At 68.9% G+C, this 18471-nt stretch carries 17 protein-coding genes; 13 read left to right on the top strand and 4 right to left on the bottom strand.

Going from position 1 to position 18471, the window contains the following annotated elements; translation table 11 throughout:
- Positions 1-87: 87 nt before the first annotated feature.
- Positions 88-441 carry an endonuclease domain-containing protein gene (locus PIB44_RS02940; RefSeq protein WP_134582278.1) on the bottom strand — a complete coding sequence of 118 codons (354 nt, stop codon included), beginning with the start codon at positions 439-441 and terminating at the stop codon, positions 88-90.
- A 97-nt stretch (positions 442-538) separates the two neighbouring features.
- On the opposite strand from PIB44_RS02940, the gene PIB44_RS02935 reads away from it, so the two are divergent.
- From PIB44_RS02935 to PIB44_RS02875, 13 genes are all read left to right on the top strand, one after another.
- Positions 539-835 carry a YerC/YecD family TrpR-related protein gene (locus PIB44_RS02935; protein WP_376787726.1) on the top strand — a complete coding sequence of 99 codons (297 nt, stop codon included), beginning with the start codon at positions 539-541 and terminating at the stop codon, positions 833-835.
- 9 nt (positions 836-844) lie between these two features.
- Positions 845-1726, top strand: coding sequence for an ATP phosphoribosyltransferase (gene hisG, locus PIB44_RS02930; protein ID WP_278070358.1), 882 nt, complete (start codon positions 845-847; stop codon positions 1724-1726).
- Positions 1726-3033 (top strand): histidinol dehydrogenase, encoded by a 1308-nt coding sequence (hisD, locus tag PIB44_RS02925; protein WP_278070357.1) that lies wholly within the window; start codon positions 1726-1728, stop codon positions 3031-3033. The genes hisG and hisD overlap by 1 nt, the downstream gene beginning before the upstream one ends.
- 160 nt (positions 3034-3193) lie before the next feature.
- Positions 3194-4627 carry an imidazoleglycerol-phosphate dehydratase HisB gene (hisB, locus tag PIB44_RS02920; RefSeq protein WP_278070356.1) on the top strand — a complete coding sequence of 478 codons (1434 nt, stop codon included), beginning with the start codon at positions 3194-3196 and terminating at the stop codon, positions 4625-4627.
- Positions 4628-4811: 184 nt separating this feature from the next.
- The gene (gene hisH / locus PIB44_RS02915) at positions 4812-5411 is read left to right on the top strand and encodes an imidazole glycerol phosphate synthase subunit HisH (RefSeq protein WP_278070355.1); all 600 of its coding nucleotides are present in this window, start codon (positions 4812-4814) and stop codon (positions 5409-5411) included.
- Positions 5408-6142 (top strand): 1-(5-phosphoribosyl)-5-[(5-phosphoribosylamino)methylideneamino]imidazole-4-carboxamide isomerase, encoded by a 735-nt coding sequence (gene hisA, locus PIB44_RS02910; RefSeq protein ID WP_278070354.1) that lies wholly within the window; start codon positions 5408-5410, stop codon positions 6140-6142. Before hisH ends, hisA begins: the two co-directional genes overlap by 4 nt.
- 28 nt (positions 6143-6170) lie before the next feature.
- Positions 6171-6938 carry an imidazole glycerol phosphate synthase subunit HisF gene (gene hisF, locus PIB44_RS02905; protein ID WP_278070353.1) on the top strand — a complete coding sequence of 256 codons (768 nt, stop codon included), beginning with the start codon at positions 6171-6173 and terminating at the stop codon, positions 6936-6938.
- A complete protein-coding gene (gene hisIE / locus PIB44_RS02900) occupies positions 6935-7564 on the top strand; it encodes a bifunctional phosphoribosyl-AMP cyclohydrolase/phosphoribosyl-ATP diphosphatase HisIE (protein WP_278070352.1) in 630 nt (209 codons plus the stop codon). The genes hisF and hisIE overlap by 4 nt, the downstream gene beginning before the upstream one ends.
- Before the next feature lie 41 nt (positions 7565-7605).
- Positions 7606-9060: a glucose-6-phosphate dehydrogenase gene (gene zwf / locus PIB44_RS02895; protein WP_278070351.1), complete on the top strand. Its 1455-nt coding sequence runs from the start codon at positions 7606-7608 to the stop codon at positions 9058-9060.
- A gap of 172 nt (positions 9061-9232) precedes the next feature.
- Positions 9233-9934: a 6-phosphogluconolactonase gene (pgl, locus tag PIB44_RS02890; RefSeq protein WP_278070350.1), complete on the top strand. Its 702-nt coding sequence runs from the start codon at positions 9233-9235 to the stop codon at positions 9932-9934.
- Positions 9934-11823: a phosphogluconate dehydratase gene (edd, locus tag PIB44_RS02885; protein ID WP_278070349.1), complete on the top strand. Its 1890-nt coding sequence runs from the start codon at positions 9934-9936 to the stop codon at positions 11821-11823. Before pgl ends, edd begins: the two co-directional genes overlap by 1 nt.
- 11 nt (positions 11824-11834) lie before the next feature.
- The gene (gene glk, locus PIB44_RS02880) at positions 11835-12803 is read left to right on the top strand and encodes a glucokinase (RefSeq protein WP_278070348.1); all 969 of its coding nucleotides are present in this window, start codon (positions 11835-11837) and stop codon (positions 12801-12803) included.
- Positions 12804-12875: 72 nt separating this feature from the next.
- Positions 12876-13145 carry a hypothetical protein gene (locus tag PIB44_RS02875; RefSeq protein ID WP_025976207.1) on the top strand — a complete coding sequence of 90 codons (270 nt, stop codon included), beginning with the start codon at positions 12876-12878 and terminating at the stop codon, positions 13143-13145.
- Positions 13146-13229: 84 nt separating this feature from the next.
- Here the strand turns inward: PIB44_RS02875 and hmgA are convergent, their stop codons facing one another.
- The 3 genes from hmgA to PIB44_RS02860 form a co-directional block, all read right to left on the bottom strand.
- Positions 13230-14525 carry a homogentisate 1,2-dioxygenase gene (hmgA, locus tag PIB44_RS02870; protein ID WP_278070347.1) on the bottom strand — a complete coding sequence of 432 codons (1296 nt, stop codon included), beginning with the start codon at positions 14523-14525 and terminating at the stop codon, positions 13230-13232.
- A 135-nt stretch (positions 14526-14660) separates the two neighbouring features.
- A complete protein-coding gene (gene lepA / locus PIB44_RS02865; protein ID WP_025976205.1) occupies positions 14661-16469 on the bottom strand; it encodes a translation elongation factor 4 in 1809 nt (602 codons plus the stop codon).
- A 176-nt stretch (positions 16470-16645) separates the two neighbouring features.
- The gene (locus PIB44_RS02860) at positions 16646-18175 is read right to left on the bottom strand and encodes a S10 family peptidase (RefSeq protein WP_278070346.1); all 1530 of its coding nucleotides are present in this window, start codon (positions 18173-18175) and stop codon (positions 16646-16648) included.
- Positions 18176-18471 lie beyond the last annotated feature (296 nt).

The following is an 18471-nucleotide window of genomic DNA, read 5'->3' as shown; positions in this document are numbered from 1 at the left end:
GCGGCGAGCGGCGAGTGGCGAGTGGCGGTCAGGCTTTTCCTCCCCATGACAATGGGGAGGGGGACCACGAAGTGGTGGAGGGGCTCTCTACCGCCCCGTTGCGTGAAGCAGGATCACGGCCAGAACGCCATCAGGATGATCCCGAACATCCGTGGCCCGGATGCGCAGAACCTCAATCCCCTGCGCTTTCAACCATGCGGTTCGCCGCGCATCGTGGGCGATCTGGTCCGGGTCGTCGTGAGTTGCGCCGTCAACTTCAACCGCCAAACGGGACGCAGGACAGTAGAAGTCGACGATGTAAGGGCCGATGGGATGCTGACGCCTGAACTTCAAACCTTCCAGGCCGCCGGCTTTGAGGCAGGCCCACAGCCGCGCCTCGGGCGGCGTCAGGGAGCGACGCATTCCTGCCGCACGACGATAGGCTTCGACGGTCGGCGGCATGGCCCCTCCACCACTTCGTGGTCCCCCTCCCCATTGTCATGGGGAGGAAAGACGGAGGTCAACTTTTCCCCCTTGACCGTTCCATTGTTACAGCATAATGGAACGCGCCATGAGCACCGACGCCGCCAAGACCGCCCTGCTGGACGCCCTGCTCTCGCTGAAGACGCGGGAGGAGGCGGACGCCTTTCTGGCCGACCTGTGCACCCCGGCCGAGCTGCGCGCCATGGCCGAGCGGTGGCAGGTGGCGCGGATGCTGGACGCCGGGGACAAGACCTATCGCGAGATCGCCGCCGAGGCGCCGGCCAGCCCGACCACTGTCGTGCGGGTCGCGCGCTCCCTGAAGGACATGCCGCACCAGGGCTATCGGCTGGTGCTGGACAGACTGAAAGCCTGAGACGACATCATGAGCACGGTTCAGGGGCGGCTGCGCATCGCCGTCCAGAAATCCGGCCGCCTGGCCGAACGCAGCCTCGACCTGGTCCGCGATGCGGGCCTGCGCGTGGTCAAGGGCAACAACGACCTGCTGTATCGGATCGAGAACTATCCGATCGACCTGCTGCGGGTGCGCGACGACGACATTCCGACCTTCGTGGCGGACGGGGTCTGCGACTTAGGCATCGTCGGCGAGAACGTGCTGGAGGAAGTGAAGAACGGCGGGCCGAATGCCGAGGTCGTCATGCCGCTGGGCTTCGGCCGCTGCACGCTGAAGATCGCGACGCCGCCGGCGCTGGACTACGCCGGGCCGTCGTCGCTGCAGGGCTTAAGGATCGCCACCTCATACCCGAAGATTCTGCGTCGTTTTCTGGATGAGGCGGGGGTGGACGCCGACATCGTCACCATGCGCGGCGCCGTCGAGGTGGCCCCGCGGTTGAAGCTGGCCGCCGCCATCTGCGATCTGGTCTCGACCGGGGCGACGCTGGAGGCCAACGGGCTTATGGCGCGCGACACCGTGCTGGACAGTCAGGCGGTGCTGATCAAGGCGCCGACGCCGCCCGAGGCGGGGCTTCAACACCTGCTGGACTCCATCGTCGAGCGGATGGCCGGCGTGGTGTCCTCTCAGGGCGCCAAATACGTGATGCTGAACGCCCCGCGCGCGGCGCTGGATCGGATCACCGCCCTGTTGCCCGGCGCAGGGTCGCCGACGGTCATGCCCCTGTCGGGGCGCGACGACGCCGTGGCTGTCCACGCCGTCTGCCAGGAGGCCGTCTTCTGGGAGACGCTGGAGAAACTGAAGGCCGAAGGGGCGTCGGCCATCCTGGTCCTGCCCATCGAGAAGATGATGTGATGAAGCGTATCGACTGGAACCAACTGGACGCCGACGGACGCAAGGCCGCCCTGGCCCGCCCGCAGCGCCGCACCGAGAGCTTTGTCGCCAGCGTGGTGCGCGAGATCTTCGACGACGTGCAGGCGCGCGGCGGCGAGGCCGTGACCGACTGGGCCACGCGTCTGGACGGCGCCGCGCCGCGCCGCATCGAAATCACGGAAGCCGCCGCTACCAAGGCGCGCCGCGACCTGCCGCCCGCCGCCGCCCGCGCTCTGCGCGTCGCCGCCGACAATGTGCGCGTCTTTCATCAGGCGACGAAGCCCGAGGACACGGCCTTCATCGAGACCACGCCCGGCGTGAAGTCCAAGCTGGTCTGGCGGCCGATCGGCTCGGCGGGCCTCTATGTTCCGGGCGGGACGGCGCCTCTGTTCTCATCGCTGCTGATGCTGGCCATACCGGCGGGCGTGGCCGGCGTGGGGCGGCGCGTCGCCGTCACCCCGCCGTCCAAGGACGGCTCGGTCCACCCCGCCATGATCGCCGCCGCCGCCGAGGCGGGGCTGGACGAGCTGTGGCTGCTGGGCGGGGCGCAGGCCATCGCCGCCCTGACCTTCGGCGCCGAACTGGAGGACGGCGTCATCGCGCCGGTCGACAAGCTGTTCGGTCCCGGCAACGCCTATGTCGCCGAGGCCAAGCGCTACGCCGCCTCCCTGCCCGGCGGCCCGGCGCAGGATCTGCCGGCGGGTCCGTCGGAACTGCTGGTCATCGCCGACCGCGACGCCGATTTCGAGATCGTCGCGGCCGACCTGCTCAGCCAGGCCGAGCATGACGCCGACGCCCAGGTGATCCTGGTGTCCGACAGCGGCACGGCCCTGAGCGAGATCATCGCCGAGGTCGAACGACAGGTCGAAAGCCTGCCGCGCGCCTCCATCGCCCGCGCGTCGCTGGCCGAGGCCCGCGCCATCCGGGTGCGCGACATGGCCGAGGCGTGCGCGGTCGCGAACCTCTACGGTCCCGAGCACCTGTCGATCCAGGTGGAGGATGCGGAAGCCCTGGTCGACAAGATCACCGCCGCCGGGGCCGTCTTCGTCGGCCGGTGGGCGGCCGAGACGCTGGGCGACTACGCCGCCGGACCCAGCCATGTCCTGCCGACCGACGGCGCGGCGCGGACGCTGGGCGGCGTCACCACCGCCAGCTTCATGACTGCGATGTCGGTGCAGACCGTCACCGAACAAGGCGCCGCAGCGCTGGCCCCCGTCGCCGCCGCCCTGGCGCGGCTGGAGGGGCTGGAGGCCCACGCCCGGGCGGCCGATCTGAGGAGCGCGGGATGACCAACGATTTCTTCCTTCTCCCCTTGAGGGAGAAGGCGGCCTGCGGAGCAGGTCGGATGAGGGGGACGTTGGCTTCGCCCTCATCCGTCTCGCGCGTGGACACAGCCCCCTCATCCGAGCGCCTTCGGCGCCCACCTTCTCCCACGAGGGGAGAAGGGTCATGAGCTTGCCCGCCCCCTATCCGCCGCTCGTCTCGGGCGGCGACGGCCTCGAGCGCTATCCGGGGGAGCCCGCTGCGCTGGCGGCCCGCATGGCCGCGCTCTATGGCGTCGACGCCGATCAGGCGCTGCCGACGCGCGGGCTGACGCACGGGCTGGAGCTAGTCTGGCGCCTGGCCGCGCGCGACGGGCTGAAGGTGCAGGCGCCCGACGCCGAGCCCTATGCGCAACTGGCCGCCCTCTACGCCCGCCCGGCTGCTGACGCCGGGACCGCCGCCGTGGTCATCCGCGCCCTCAGCTCGCCCGAGGCCGCAGCCGAGATGGCCGAGCGCATCGCTCCCGCCCTGCTGGTCGTCGATGAAGGGATGGTCGAGTTCGCCGAGGCGCCGTCCGCTGCGGCGGTGGTCAACGACCACGCCAATCTGATCGTGCTGCGCAGCCTGTCGCTGGCCTATGGCCTGGCCGGGGCGCGGGTCGGGGCCGCGCTCGCGCAGGCGCAGACGCTGGCGCGGCTGGCTGAGGCGCTGGAGCCCTACGCCCTGCCCGAGGTCTCGGTGCGGCTGGCGATGCAGGCGCTGGACCCGTCGCGGATGATGGAGACGGCCGAACGCATCAGCGCCGTGCGCCGCGAGCGCGCCCGCGTCGCCGAGGCCCTTTCGCGCATCATGGCGCTGGAGGCCGGCGTGGGACCGGTGATCGTCGCCAGACCCTCCGATCCGGAGGGCGCGCTCGAGGCCCTGCGCCGCTACGGATTGCGCGCCGATCTGGCCGGCGAGCGGCTGCGGCTGCCCGTCTCGCTGAAGCGCGAGGTCAACGACCGCCTGCTGACAGCGCTCGGCGCCGCCGCCCCCGGCGCGCGGCGCAACCGCACCGGTCAGGCTATCCGCGACACCAAGGAGACGCGCATCGTCTGCGCCGTCGATCTGGACAGCGCCGGGCCGGTGACAATCGAAACCGGCGTCGGCTTCTTCGACCACATGATCGAACAGGTGGCGGCGCACGGCGGGTTCTCGATCCGTCTGGCGTGCGAAGGCGACCTGCACATCGATCCGCACCACACCATCGAGGACTGCGCCATCGCCCTGGGCCAGGCGCTGAAACAGGCGCTGGGCGAGCGGCGCGGCATCGGCCGCTACGGCTTCGTCCTGCCGATGGACGAGGCCGAGGCGTCGGTCTCCATCGACCTGTCGGGGCGGCCCTATCCGGTGTTCGAGGGGACGTTCGCCACGCCGATGCTGGGCGGCTATCGCACCGACCTGACGGCCCACGTCGTGCGGTCTCTGGCCGAGAATCTGGGCGCGGCGGTCCACGTCCGTGTCACCGGCGACGACGACCACCACAAGACCGAGGCCGTGTACAAGGCCCTGGGCCGCGCCCTGCGTCAGGCGATCCGGGTCGAGGGCGACGCCGTGCCCAGCACCAAGGGGGTGCTGTGATGGCGGCCGCCGCTTTCCTTCTCCCCTCGGGGGAGAAGGTGGCTCGCGGAGCGAGACGGATGAGGGGGACGTCGACGTCACCCTCCGCCCTGTCGCCTGCGGACGCAGCCCCCTCATCCGAGTGCCTCCGGCGCCCACCTTCTCCCCCGAGGGGAGAAGGGAAATACGGCGGAGGAGAAGGGCGATGAACGTCACCCTGATCGGTTATGGGGCGGGCAATGTCGCCTCGGTGCGGTTCGCGCTGGAGCGGCTGGGCGCGCGGGTGCGGATCACCGACGATCCGGCCGATATGGACGAGGCGGAGCGCGTCATCCTGCCCGGCGTCGGCGCGGCAGGCTACGCCATGCAGCGACTGAAGGCGCTGGGTCTGGTCGAGGCCTTGCGCGCTTTTCCTCGCCCGCTGCTGGGCGTCTGTCTGGGTCAGCAGCTCTTGTTCGAGACCAGCGCCGAGGACGGCGGCGCCGACCTGCTGGGCCTGATCCCCGGCCGGGTGGGGGCGATCGCGCCCGCGCCGTCGCGTCCTTCGCCCCACATGGGCTGGAGCCGGCTGAGCCTCCGTCGGCCTGATCCGCTGCTGGAAGGGATCGAGGACGGCGACTGGGCCTATTTCGTCCACGGCTATGTCTGCCCTGACGGACCCGCCACCATCGCCGCAGCCGACTACGGCCTGCCCGTGCCCGCGGTGGTCAACAGCGCCAACCGCTGGGGCTGCCAGTTCCACCCCGAACGCTCGGCGGCCGCCGGAGCGCGTATTCTGAAGAACTTCCTGGAGTTGCCCGCGTGATCATCTATCCCGCCATTGACCTGATCGACGGCCATGCGGTTCGCCTGCTGCACGGCGATTTCAATCACGTGACCCGTTACGATTCCCATCCCGCCAACCGGCTGGCGGCCTTCACGGCCGAAGGGGCCGAGTGGATCCACGTCATCGACCTGGACGGGGCGCAGGCGGGCGAGGCGCGTCAGTATGCGCTGATCGGCGACATGGCCCGGGCCGTGGATATCAAGGTCCAGTCCGGCGGCGGCGTCCGCTCGGAAAAGGATATCGAACACCTGCTGGGGGCCGGGATCAGCCGCGTCGTCGTCGGCTCGCTGGCCGTCACCGATACGGATCTGGTGCTGAAGTGGCTGGAGCAGTTCGGCCCCGAAGCCATCGCCCTGGCCCTGGACGTCCGCTACGAGGACGGCCTGCCGGTGCCCGCGCTGAAGGGCTGGACCCAGTCGTCCGGCGTGGATCTGTGGAGCGTGCTGGAGCGCTATCCGGCGGGGCTGCTGCGCCACATCCTGATTACCGACGTCGGTCGCGACGGCGCCCTGACGGGCCTGAACCAGGACCTTCTGTCCGAAGCCGTTCGCCGTCGGCCTGAGCTGGAGATCCAGGCCTCGGGCGGGGTGGCCGACCTGGACGATCTGAGGGCGGCCAAGGCCATCGGCTGCGCGGGGGCCATCACCGGCCGCGCCCTTTATACCGGCCGCTTCACCGTGGCCGAGGCGCTGAGGGCCGTCGCGGGATGACCGCCCATTTCTGCATAGGGGCGGTCCGATGACCGCCCGGCGCATCATCCCCTGCCTGGACGTCAAGGACGGACGGGTGGTCAAGGGCGTGCGGTTCGAGGGCCACGTCGACATGGGCGACGCCGCCGAACTGGCCGCGCGCTATCGCGATCAGGGCGCCGACGAACTGGTCTTTTACGACATCACCGCCAGCCCCGAAGGACGCACGCTGGACTATGGCTGGGTGCAGGACATCGCCCGGCTGCTGGACATTCCCTTCTGCGTCGCCGGCGGCATCCGTAACGTCGAGCAGGCGGCGCGCTGTCTCGACCACGGGGCGGACAAGGTGTCGATCAACTCCCCCGCGCTGGAGCGGCCCGAACTGATCGGCGAGCTGGCCCAGCGACTAGGGCGCCAGTGCGTCGTCGTCGGGGTCGACAGCGCCTTTCAGGACGGCGAATGGCGGGTGCATCAATACACCGGCGATCCAAACGCGCGGCGCGGGGCGGGGCGACTGACCATGGACTGGATCGTCGAGGCGCAGGGGCTGGGCGCGGGCGAGATCGTGCTGAACTGCATTGATCAGGACGGGGTGCGCAAAGGCTATGACGTGGCTCAGCTGGCCGAGGCGCGCAGGCGGCTGACCATTCCGCTGGTGGCCTCGGGCGGGGCCGGGGCGGTGGAGCATTTCAGGGACGTGTTCGTGGAGGCGGACGTGTCGGGCGCGCTGGCGGCGAGCGTTTTCCACTCGGGCGCGATCTCGATTCCCGATCTCAAGCGTTACCTGGACGCGCAAGGCGTGGAGGTGAGGATATGACGACGTTCGACATTTCCCAGATCGACTTCGCCAAAGGAAACGGCCTGATACCCGCCGTGGTGCAGGACGCCGACACGCTGCAGGTGCTGACGCTGGCCTATATGGACGCGGCGGCGCTGCGCGAGACGCTGGACAGCGGGCAGGCCACCTTCTTCTCGCGCTCGCGCGGCGGGCGGTGGAGGAAGGGCGAGACGTCGGGCGACTTCCTCAACGTCGTCTCGGTGACGCCTGATTGCGACGGCGACGCCGTGGTGGTGAAGGTGCGCCCGGTCGGCAACGCCTGCCATCTGAACCGCATCAGCTGCTTCGGCGAGGAGGACGCGCCCGGCCTGGGCCGCATCGGGCGGCTGGAGCGCACCATCCATGTCCGCGCGCAGGCCGATCCCAACGACAGCTGGACCGCGCGGCTGATCGCGCAAGGCCCCAAACGCGCCGCCCAGAAGGTCGGCGAAGAGGGCGTCGAGACGGCTCTGGCCGGGGCGGCGGGAGATAATGCGGAACTCGCCAGCGAGGCGGCGGATTTGATCTATCACCTGCTGGTGCTTCTGCACGCCCGTGACATGGTGTTCCAGGACGTGCTGGACGTTCTGACCCGGCGGGCGGAACCGGCTGAAGATCAAGGCTGACGGCCCGCTGTGCGGGTCGGCCTGAAGCGAAGGAGACCTGAATGGCGGCGCTGATACTGTTCGGAGGCGGGGGCGACCTCGCCCTGCGGATGCTGCTGCCGTCGCTGTACTTCCTCGATCACGACGGCCTGCTGCCGGACGGGCTGAAGATCATCGCCGCCGCGCGCACCGAAGAGACGACCGAGGCCTATCTAAAAAAGGTGCGCGAGGCGGTGCAGCCGCGCGCCGAAGCCGACAACGCCTGGAGCGAAGACAGCTGGCGGCGATTGACTGAGCGGCTGGAATACATGGCCGTAGACGCCACCGACGCCGACAGCCTGAAGCCGCTGAAGGCCCGCGCCGGCGAGGGCGCGATCACGGCTTTTCTGGCGGTGTCGCCGTCGCTGTACGGCCGCATCGTCACGGCCATGAAAACGGCCGGTCTGGCCGGGCCCGACGACCGCATCGTGCTGGAAAAGCCGGTCGGGCGCGATCTGGAGAGCTTCCGCGAAATCGACGACGCCGTGGCCCACGCCTTTGACGAGCGGCAGGTGTTCCGCATCGACCACTACCTGGGCAAGGAGACGGTGCAGAACCTGATCGCCTTGCGTTTCGGCAACGCCATCTTCGAGCCGCTGTGGAACAATCTGACCATCGACCATGTGCAGATCACGGTCGGAGAGACGGTCGGCGTCGGCGACCGCTGGCCCTATTACGACGAATACGGCGCCCTGCGGGACATGGTGCAGAACCATATGCTGCAACTGCTGTGTCTGGTGGCGATGGAGCCGCCCAGCGACCTGGACCCCGACTCGGTGCGCAATGAGAAGGTGAAGGTGCTGCGCTCGCTTCGCCCCATCATGGCCGAGGACGCCGAGCGTGTGACGGTGCGCGGCCAGTATAGGGCTGGAGATATCGAGGGCCGGTCGGTCGAGAGCTATGAAGCCGAGCGCGGCCAGCCGTCGGACACGGAGACCTTCGTCGCCCTGCGCGCCGATATCGACAACTGGCGCTGGGCCGGCGTGCCCTTCTTCATGCGCACCGGCAAGCGGCTGGCCGAGAAACGCACCGAGATCGTCATCCAGTTCAAGCCGGTGCCCCACTCCATCTTCGGCCACGGAGAGCGGGGGGCCATCTACGACAACCGGCTGGTGATCGAGCTGCAGCCGGACGAGGACATCTCCCTGTCGGTGATGAACAAGAAGCCGGGGCTGGAGCAGCGGATGCAGCTTCAGCCGATCCAGATGAGCCTGTCGTGGGGGCAGGATGGGAAGGACGGCGCGGCTCCGCGTCGCCGCATCGCCTATGAGCGGCTGCTGCTGGACGCCCTGCACGGCGACTCCACCCTGTTTGTGCGCCGAGATGAAGCCGAGCAGGCGTGGAAATGGGTGGACGAGGTGGCGGACGCCTGGTCGTGCCGGGAGTGTCGGCCGCTGGACTATGACGCGGGAAGCTGGGGGCCGGAGGCGGCGGACCTGCTGCTGTCGCGCACTGGGCGGAAGTGGAACGTGCGATGAAGAAGCTCAACTTCTCTCCTTCTCCCTTCGAGGGAGAAGGTGGCCTGCGAAGCAGGACGGATGAGGGGGCTGTGTTATCACGCAAGACGGCGGAGTGTGGGGCTAACGTCCCCCTCATCCGAGCCGCGCTGCGGCCCACCTTCTCCCCCGAGCGGAGAAGGAGCGTGACGGCATGATCCGGAACTTTCCCACCCGCCAGGCCTGGGCCGAGGCCGCCGCAGACCGGCTGGCCGAAGCGCTGGCGGAGGCGCTTGCGGCCGACGGGCGCGCCCTGTTCGCGGGGTCAGGCGGGTCGACCCCCTCGCCCATCTATGCGCGGTTGGCGCAGGCAGATCTCGACTGGGCCAGGGTCACGGCGACGCTGGTGGATGAGCGCTATGTGCCCGAGGCCTCGCCGGATTCGAACGCGGCCCTGCTGAAGCGCGCGCTGCTGACCGGCCCCGCCGCAGGCGCGCGGTTCGTCCCGCTCTATAGCCCCGCCGTGACGGTGGATCGGGCGGCCGCCCTCGCCTCTCAGGCGCTGGCGGCCGAAGGGCGGGCGCTGGACGCCGTCCTGCTGGGCATGGGCGAGGACGGGCATATCTGTTCGATGTTCCCCGGCAGTCCGACGCTGACCACCCTGCTGACGCCGGGGCTGAAGCCGGCCGTCTATGGCGTGCCGGCCGGGCGCGACGGCGCGGCGCCGCCGCAGGAGCGGCTGACGCTCAACCTGCCGTGGCTGGCCGGGTCTCGATGCGTGGTGCTGGCGCTGACGGGCGCGAACAAGCGCGCCGTATTCGAGCGTGAGGCGGCAGGCGATCCGGCCGTCAACCCCATCGCCGCCCTGATCGCGGCGAACGCTCCCCTTAAAGTGCTCTGGACGGAGGCCGAGTGATGGCGCTCAATCCTGTGGTGGCCGAGGTCACCGCCCGTATCGTCGAACGCAGCCGACAGACCCGCGCCGACTATCTGCGCCGCATGGACGCCGCGACAGGCACAGCGCCGGGCCGGGCCAAGCTGTCGTGCGCCAACTGGGCCCACGCCTTCGCCGGCCAGACCGTGGCCGACAAGCTGACGGCGATGACCGGCGCCCAGCCGAACCTCGGCGTCGTCACCGCCTATAACGACATGCTGTCGGCGCATCAGCCGTTCGAGCGCTTCCCCGGGATCATCCGCCAGGCCGCGCGCGAGGCGGGCGCGACGGCTCAGGTCGCGGGCGGAACCCCGGCCATGTGCGACGGCGTCACCCAGGGGCGCCCCGGCATGGAGCTGAGCCTGTTCAGCCGCGACGTCATCGCCATGTCGACGGGGGTGGCGCTGACCCACGACGCCTTCGACGCGGCCCTGATGCTGGGGGTGTGCGACAAGATCGTGCCGGGCCTGTTCATGGGGGCGCTGGCGTTCGGCCATCTGCCCGTCGTCTTCGCCCCGGCCGGGCCGATGCCCAGCGGCATCCCCAACGCCGAGAAGGCCCGCGTTCGGGCTGAATACGCGCAAGGGCTGATCGACCGCGCCGAACTGCTGAAGAGCGAGATCGCCAGCTACCACTCTTCCGGCACCTGCACCTTCTACGGCACGGCCAACTCCAATCAGATGATGATGGAGGTCGCCGGACTGCATATGCCGTCGACGGCCTTCGTCCACCCGGACACCGGCCTGCGCGACGCCCTGACGGCGGCGGCGGCGAAGCGGGCGATCGAGCTGGCGCGCGAGGGGCGCGGCCGGATGGCCGACGTCGTGTCGGAAAAGACCATCGTCAACATGATCGTCGCCCTGCTGGCCACCGGCGGGTCGACCAATCACGCCATCCACCTTGTGGCCATGGCCCGGTCTGCGGGGGTGCTGATCGACTGGACCGACATGGACCAGCTGTCGTCGGTCACGCCGCTGCTGGCGCGGGTCTATCCGAACGGCTCGGCCGATGTGAACGCCTTTCAGGCGGCGGGCGGGGTGGCCTTCGTCACCCGCGAGCTGGTCGAGGCGGGCAATCTGCATCCCGACGTGACGACCATTATGGGCCAGGGGCTGGAGGCCTATTTCAAGGAGCCTCGGCTGGAGGACGGCGAACTGGTCTGGCGCGACACGGTGAAGGAGAGCCTGGACCTGACCACCCTGCGGCCCGCCTCGGACCCGTTCGACCGCGAGGGGGGTTTGCGGCTGGTGCAGGGCGACCTCGGCCGGGCGGTGATCAAGATCTCGGCGGTCAAGCCTGAGAACCGCATCGTCGAGGCCCCCGCCGCCGTGTTCGAGACGCAGGAAGACGCGCTTCAGGCCTTCAAGGACGGCAAGCTGGACCGGGACGTGGTGGTGGTGCTGCGCTTCCAGGGCCCCAAGGCCAACGGCATGCCCGAACTGCACAGCCTGTCGCCCGCGCTCAGCGTGCTGCAGGACAAGGGCTTCAAGGTCGCCTTCGTCACCGACGGCCGCATGTCGGGCGCCAGCGGCAAGACGCCCGCCGCCATCCATGTCAGCCCCGAGGCGCTGGCGGGCGGGCCTCTGGCCCATGTGCGCGACGGCGACGTGATCCAGCTGGATCCCGAGGCGGGGGTGCTGACCACGGTCGGCGCCGGCGACCTGAAGGCTCGTCCTGCGGCCGCCCGCTCACGCGTCCATGCAGAGGGCTCGTCCTGGGGCTATGGGCGCGAGTTGTTCGGCGCCTTCCGCCAGGCGGTGTCGACGGCCGAGCAAGGCGCCAGCGTCTGTTTCAGCGCCCCCATCGGCGCCAACGGCCATGACGACGGCCCGCCCGATCCGAACCTGGTCGATCGCGCGGTGGACGCATGACGCAGGAAAGCATGACCTCTGCCCCGCTTCTGGTCGGCGACGTCGGCGGCACCAACGCCCGGTTCGCCCTGGCCCGCACCGTCGAGGGCCGCACGGTGCTGGAGCATTTCGACAGCTTTCCCGCCCGCACCTACCCGACCTTTCTGGAGGGCGTCGCCGCCTATCTGGACGGGTGCGAGGTTCGGCCCAGCGGCGGGGTGATCGCCGTGGCGGGGCCGGTCGCGCAGGGCGCCATCGACATGACCAACTCGACCTGGCGGGTGTCGGAGCAGGAGCTGCAGACGCTGGGCCTCGATCCGGTGCGGCTGATCAACGATTTCGAGGCCCAGGCCTGGGGCGCGCCGGTCGTGCCGCCGGATCGGCTGGCGCCCCTGGGCGGGCCGGAAGAAGGCGATCCGCACGCGACTCTCGCCGTGGTCGGACCCGGCACGGGTTTCGGCGTATCGGCCCTGGCGCGCGACGCCCAGGGGCGGCAGACCGCCCTGGCCAGCGAAGGCGGGCACGCCTGCTTCGCCCCCGGCGACGCGGTCGAGGACGAGGTTCTGCGCATCCTGCGTCGCCGCTATGAACGGGTGTCGATCGAGCGGCTGATCTGCGGGCCCGGCCTGCTGAACCTGCATCGCGCCCTGGCCGAGATCGACGGCCGCGAGACCCATATCGACGACCCCGCCCAGATCACCGCCCAGGCGCTGGACGATCCGAACAGCCCGTGCGGCGCCACCCTGGCCCGCTTCTGCGCCATGCTGGGGGCCGTGGCGGGGGACATCGCCCTGACCACCGGCGCGCGCGGCGGGGTCTATATCGCCGGGGGCATCGTCCCGCGCATCCTGCCCTTCATTCAGGCCAGTCCCTTCCGTCGCCGGTTCGAGCGCAAGGGGCGGTTCCAGGACTATATGGCCGCCATCCCAACGAAGGTGATCCTGCACGAACACGCCGCCCTGCTGGGGGCCGCGCGCGTGGCGCTCGCACAAGAGCGATAAAAATGATCACGGAGGCGTGAACCGAATGTGAGGACGACGCGTTACTCGGGCCTCAACCTTTGGAGGAACACCATGCGTAAACTCGTTCTGACCGCCGTCTCCATCGCCGCCTTCGCCGGCCTGGCCGCCTGCGGCGAAAGCGCCGCCGACCGGGCTGCGGAACAGAAGGCCGACGCCCTGGAAGCTCAGGCCGCCGCCACGCCGAATGAAGCCGAAGAGCGCGCCCTGAACGCCGAGGCCGACCGCATCGAGCAACAAGCGGGCAACGCCGACGGCGGCATGACCACCGAGAATACGCCGAACACCTCGCCGAGCACCAATCCGCCGGCCCCGTCGAACTAAAAGACGGTCCAGAATGATCAAGCCCCCACCGCGCTGGCGATGGGGGCTTTTTCGCGCCTAAAGTTCAGGCTGGCCCGGCAGGCCTCAGCCGGCCGCGCCCTTCTGGAACCCGGTCCAGCAGTCGTCGTAATCGAGCTGCATCAGCGGAGTCTGTTCAGCCCACTGGGTGGTGCGGATCGGCATCCGGGTCTCGAACATGAAGGCCAGGGTGTTCTCGATCTTGTGCGGCTTGAGGTCCGCCTTGGTCGCGCCGTCCCAGCTGGCCTGGTCGGGGCCGTGGCCGCTCATGCGGTTGTGCAAGGAAGCGCCGCCCGGCGCGAAGCCGCCGGCCTTGGCGTCATACTCGCCGAAGATCAGCCCCATGAACTCGCTCATGACGTTGCGGTGGAACCACGGCGGACGGAAGGTGTCCTCGGCCACCATCCAGCGCGGCGGGAAGATGACGAAGTCGCAGTTGGCCGTGCCGGGCGTGTCGCTGGGCGAGGTCAGGACGGTGAAGATCGACGGGTCCGGGTGGTCGAAGCTGACCGTGCCGATGGTGTTGAACCGCGCCGTGTCATAGCGGCAGGGGGCGTAGTTGCCGTGCCAGGCGACCACGTCCAGCGGACTGTGATCGAAGGTCGTGGCCCACAGCTGGCCGCCGTATTTCTGAACGCACTGCGTCGGGCGGTCCACGTCCTCGAACCAGGCGACGGGCGTCTCGAAGTCGCGCGGATTGGCCAGGCCGTTGGAGCCGATGGGGCCCAGGTCCGGCAGGCGGAAGGGCGCGCCGTAGTTCTCGCAGACATAGCCGCGCGCCTCACCGTCCACCTCGACGCGGAAACGCACGCCGCGCGGAATGACGACGATGTGGCCCGGCGCCGCCTCGATGAGACCCATCTCGGTGACGAAACGCTGCGTCCCCTGCTGCGGCACGATCAGCAGTTCGCCGTCGGCCGAGTAGAAGACCCGGTCAACCATCGAGCGGTTGGCGACATAGAGGTGAACGCCCACCCCCGTGCCGGAATCGGCGCAACCGTTGCCGCCATAGGTGGTCAGCCCCTCGACCCAGTCGGTCGGCTGATCCGGCATGGGCAGCGGGTCCCAACGCATCCGGTTGGGATTGGGCGGCGTCTCGGTGAAGGGGCCGGACCGCACCCGGCCCTGCGCGAACGGCTGATACGGCCCGTGCTGGGCCGAGGGCCGCAGGCGATACAGCCAGCTGCGCAGATTGTGGTCGCGCGGCGCGGTGAAGGCGGTGCCCGACAGCTGTTCGGCATAAAGGCCCAGCGCCGGGCGCTGCGGCGAGTTGCGCCCGACCGGCAGGGCGCCGTCCACGGCCTCCGTAGCGAAGTGATTGGCGAAGCCGCTCTGATAGGCGGGCGCGTTGGATCGCGTCATATCGTTTCTCCCTTGGCGAGAGATGTAAGCGATCCGCATCGCAGCGTCACCCCGAGGGGGATGACTTTGCCTTGGATCAAACCCGCCCCGGCATCATCCTTGTGCGAACAGGGATGAAGAGGGCGGGCTCGGCCGTCAGTCCTCGTCCATCTTCAGGGCGGCGATGAAGGCTTCCTGCGGGATCTCGACCTTGCCGAACTGGCGCATCCGCTTCTTGCCCGCCTTCTGCTTCTCCAGCAGCTTCTTCTTGCGGGTGGCGTCGCCGCCGTAGCACTTGGACGTCACGTCCTTGCGCAGGGCGCGCACCGTCTCGCGGGCGATGATCTTGCCGCCGATGGCCGCCTGGATCGGGATGGTGAACATGTGCGGAGGGATCAGCTCCTTCATCTTCTCGACCATGCCGCGGCCGCGCGTCTCGGCGCGGGCGCGGTGCACCAGCATCGACAGGGCGTCCACCGGCTCGGCGTTGACCAGGATCGACATCTTCACCAGGTCGCCGACCTTGTAGTCGGTGATCTCATAGTCGAACGAGGCGTAGCCCTTCGAGATGGACTTCAGCCGGTCGTAGAAGTCGAACACCACTTCGTTCAGCGGCAGCTCGTAGACCACCAGGGCGCGGCTGCCGACGTAGGACAGCTCGATCTGGCTGCCGCGACGGTCCTGACACAGCTTGATCACGCCGCCGAGGTATTCGTCGGGGGTCAGGATGGTGGCCTTGATCCACGGCTCGCTGATGGTCTCGATCTGCATGACGTCCGGCAGGTCGGCCGGGTTGTGCAGGTCGATCTCGGTCCCGTCGCGCAGGCCGATCTTGTAGACGACCGACGGCGCCGTCGCGATCAGATCGAGGTTGAACTCGCGGCTCAGGCGCTCCTGAATGATCTCCAGGTGCAGCAGGCCCAGGAAGCCGCAACGGAAGCCGAAGCCCAGGGCGGCCGAGCTCTCCATCTCATAGGTGAAGCTGGCGTCGTTCAGGCGCAGCTTGCCGATGGCGGCGCGCAGGTCCTCGAAGTCGGCGGCGTCGACCGGAAACAGGCCGCAGAAAACCACCGACTGGACTTCCTTAAAGCCCTTCAGGGCTTCGGCGGTCGGCTTCTTCTCGTCGGTGATGGTGTCGCCGACGGCGGCGTGGGCGACTTCCTTGATCTGGGCGGTGATGAAGCCGACCTCGCCGGGGCCAAGCTGCTCGACGGGCGTGTTCTTGGGCAGGAAGACGCCGACGCGATCGACCAGATGGGTCGAGCCGGTCTGCATCATCTTGACGCGCATCCCCGCCTTCAGCACGCCGTCGAACACGCGTACCAGCAGCACCACGCCCAGGTAGGGGTCGTACCAGGCGTCGACCAGCATGGCCTTCAGCGGAGCGTTGATGTCGCCCTTGGGCGCCGGCAGGCGCGCGACGATGCCTTCCAGCACGTCTTCGATGCCCAGACCCGACTTGGCCGAGCATTCGATGGCGTCCGAGGCGTCCAGGCCGATGACGTCCTCGATCTGGGCCTTGACCCGCTCCGGCTCGGCGGCGGGCAGGTCGATCTTGTTCAGGACCGGGACGATCTCATGGTTGTTGTCGATGGCCTGATAGACGTTGGCCAGCGTCTGGGCCTCGACCCCTTGCGAGGCGTCCACCACCAGGATCGAGCCTTCACAGGCCGCCAGAGAGCGCGACACCTCATAGGCGAAGTCGACGTGGCCCGGCGTATCCATCAGGTTCAGGACGTAGTCGTGCCCGTCCTTGGCCTTGTAGTTCAGGCGCACGGTCTGCGCCTTGATGGTGATGCCGCGCTCCTTCTCGATGTCCATGTTGTCGAGCACCTGCTCGGACATTTCGCGCGCGGTCAGGCCGCCCGTGAACTGGATCAGGCGGTCGGACAGGGTCGACTTGCCGTGGTCGATGTGGGCGACCACCGAGAAATTGCGGATGCGTTCGATAGGGGGCGTCGTCATGGTCCGGCGCGCGTAGCACGGCGCGCGGCTTTGCGCCACGACGCTGACGCGCAAGGGGCCCAAGATCAGACCGCAAGGCCCACAGGCCCTGGAGCTTCCGCTCGGGAGCCGACAAAAAACGCCGCCCGTCCCTGCATCAGGAACGGGCGGCGTCTTCTGCCTTGGCGGACGCTGGGTTAGCGCGCGCGGATGAAGGAGCGGATGTCGCTGGACAGCTTCTTCAGGTCGTCTTCACGCACGTACATCATGTGGCCCGAGTGGTAGTAGTGCCACTCGATGCGGCCGTCGGTCGGGAAGCCCGGACGGTTCAGCGAATATTCGGCGCCGAAGAAGGGCGTGGCGAAGTCGTAGTAGCCCTGCCCCACCCAGACGCGCAGGGCGCTGTTCTCGCGCAGGGCGCGGCCGATATAGGGGGCCACGTTCAGATACTCGGCGCCGCCGCGCCCGGCGGTCGGCAGGTTCCAGTCCCAGTTGCGGGTGCCGCCGATCGAGGAATAGACCACGTCAGGCGAATACTTCAGCCCTTCGCGCGCCCAGGCGTTCATGGCGGCGGTATAGGCGCCGTCGATGCCGTAGAAGCTGGGGTCGTTGTCGGGGCGGTCGCCGGCGTTGTCGTAGTCGACGCCGGTGTAGCGGGTGTCCAGACGGCCGATGGTCAGGCCGCGATCCCGCAGCAGCTCCTTGTAGAAGCGGCTGGGCGACAGGCGCAGGTTGGCGTTGCTCAGATAGGCCTGGGACACGCCGGTGTAGCGCGACAGCTGCGGCAGGATGGCCGCCCGCTCTTCCGCCGTCAGGTCGTTGCCTTTCAGCAGGGCCGTGGCGTAGGGGCCGATGGCCCAGGCCCGGGCCTCGGCGACGAACTCCTCCACCGTGGCGGGCTTGTTCGGCACCTTGTCGTGATACCAGGCCGTGGCCGCCATCGACGGCAGATTGGTGACGAAGCCCAGCTCGTTGCCCTGCGCATCGGCGGCCAGGCTGAAGTCCAGGATCGACGAGATCAGCAGGATGCCGTTGATCGAAACGTCGGTGTAGCTGCCTTCCAGTTCATTGATGACGGCGGCCGAACGGGTGGTGCCATAGCTTTCGCCGCCGATGAACTTGGGCGCGTTCCAGCGCTCATGCGTGTTCAGCCACATGCGGATGAACTCGGCGATCGACTTGGCGTCCTTGGTCACGCCCCAGTAGTCGGCCGGATCGGTCTTGCCCAGGGCGCGGCTGAAGCCGGTGCCGATCGGGTCGATGAAGACGATGTCGGTGACGTCCAGCAGGGACTCGGGGTTGTCGATGATCGGAAACGGCGCCGCGCCGTCATCCTTGGCGTCCGAGGGCACGACCACGCGCTTGGGCCCGAAGGCGCCCATGTGCAGCCACAGCGAGCCCGAGCCGGGGCCGCCGTTCCACAGGAAGGTGACCGGACGGTTCGGATCCTTCGGGCCTTCCTTGATGTAGCTGTAGGAGACCATGGCCGCGAGCGGCTTGCCGTCCTTGTCCTTCAGATAGGTCTCGCCGGCGATGGCGCGATAGGCGATGCGCTGCCCGCCGAAGACGCCGGTGTGGCGGGTCTCGGACATCACGGGCGGCGGAATGGCCGCCTCGCCGCGCTCACGCGCCGCGTCCGAGCGCGCCCCGGCCGGCGCCGCGTCCTGGGCCATGACCGGCCCAGCCAGAGCCAGCGCCGACACTGCGGCGACAAGCAGTTTCTTCATCCTCAACCCCCAATAAGCGTCACGGCTCCCCTCGAGAGCCAGGCGCGCGGACAAGCGTCGCCCAATGGGGGATTGGGCGGCAAGCTGGACCGAATGTAAACCGGGCGGCAGCGCGATAATCCCGGACGGATCAATGAGTCCCGGTGCGATACCCGAAGAAAACACGGCGCGAGCGAGCAAGAGATTCTGAGCTGGCGAAAAACCCGCCGCAGGCCGCCAGAGGCGAATCACGCTTCAGCGAAGCAAGCCTCGCGCCGCTCAGGCTATCCAACGGCTTGTAAAGAATGGCGGCGGGC

Origin of the sequence: Brevundimonas sanguinis (genome assembly GCF_029636725.1) — a bacterium.
In the GTDB taxonomy this organism is placed as follows: domain Bacteria; phylum Pseudomonadota; class Alphaproteobacteria; order Caulobacterales; family Caulobacteraceae; genus Brevundimonas; species Brevundimonas sanguinis.
This window is presented reverse-complemented; position numbering and strand designations above follow the sequence as displayed.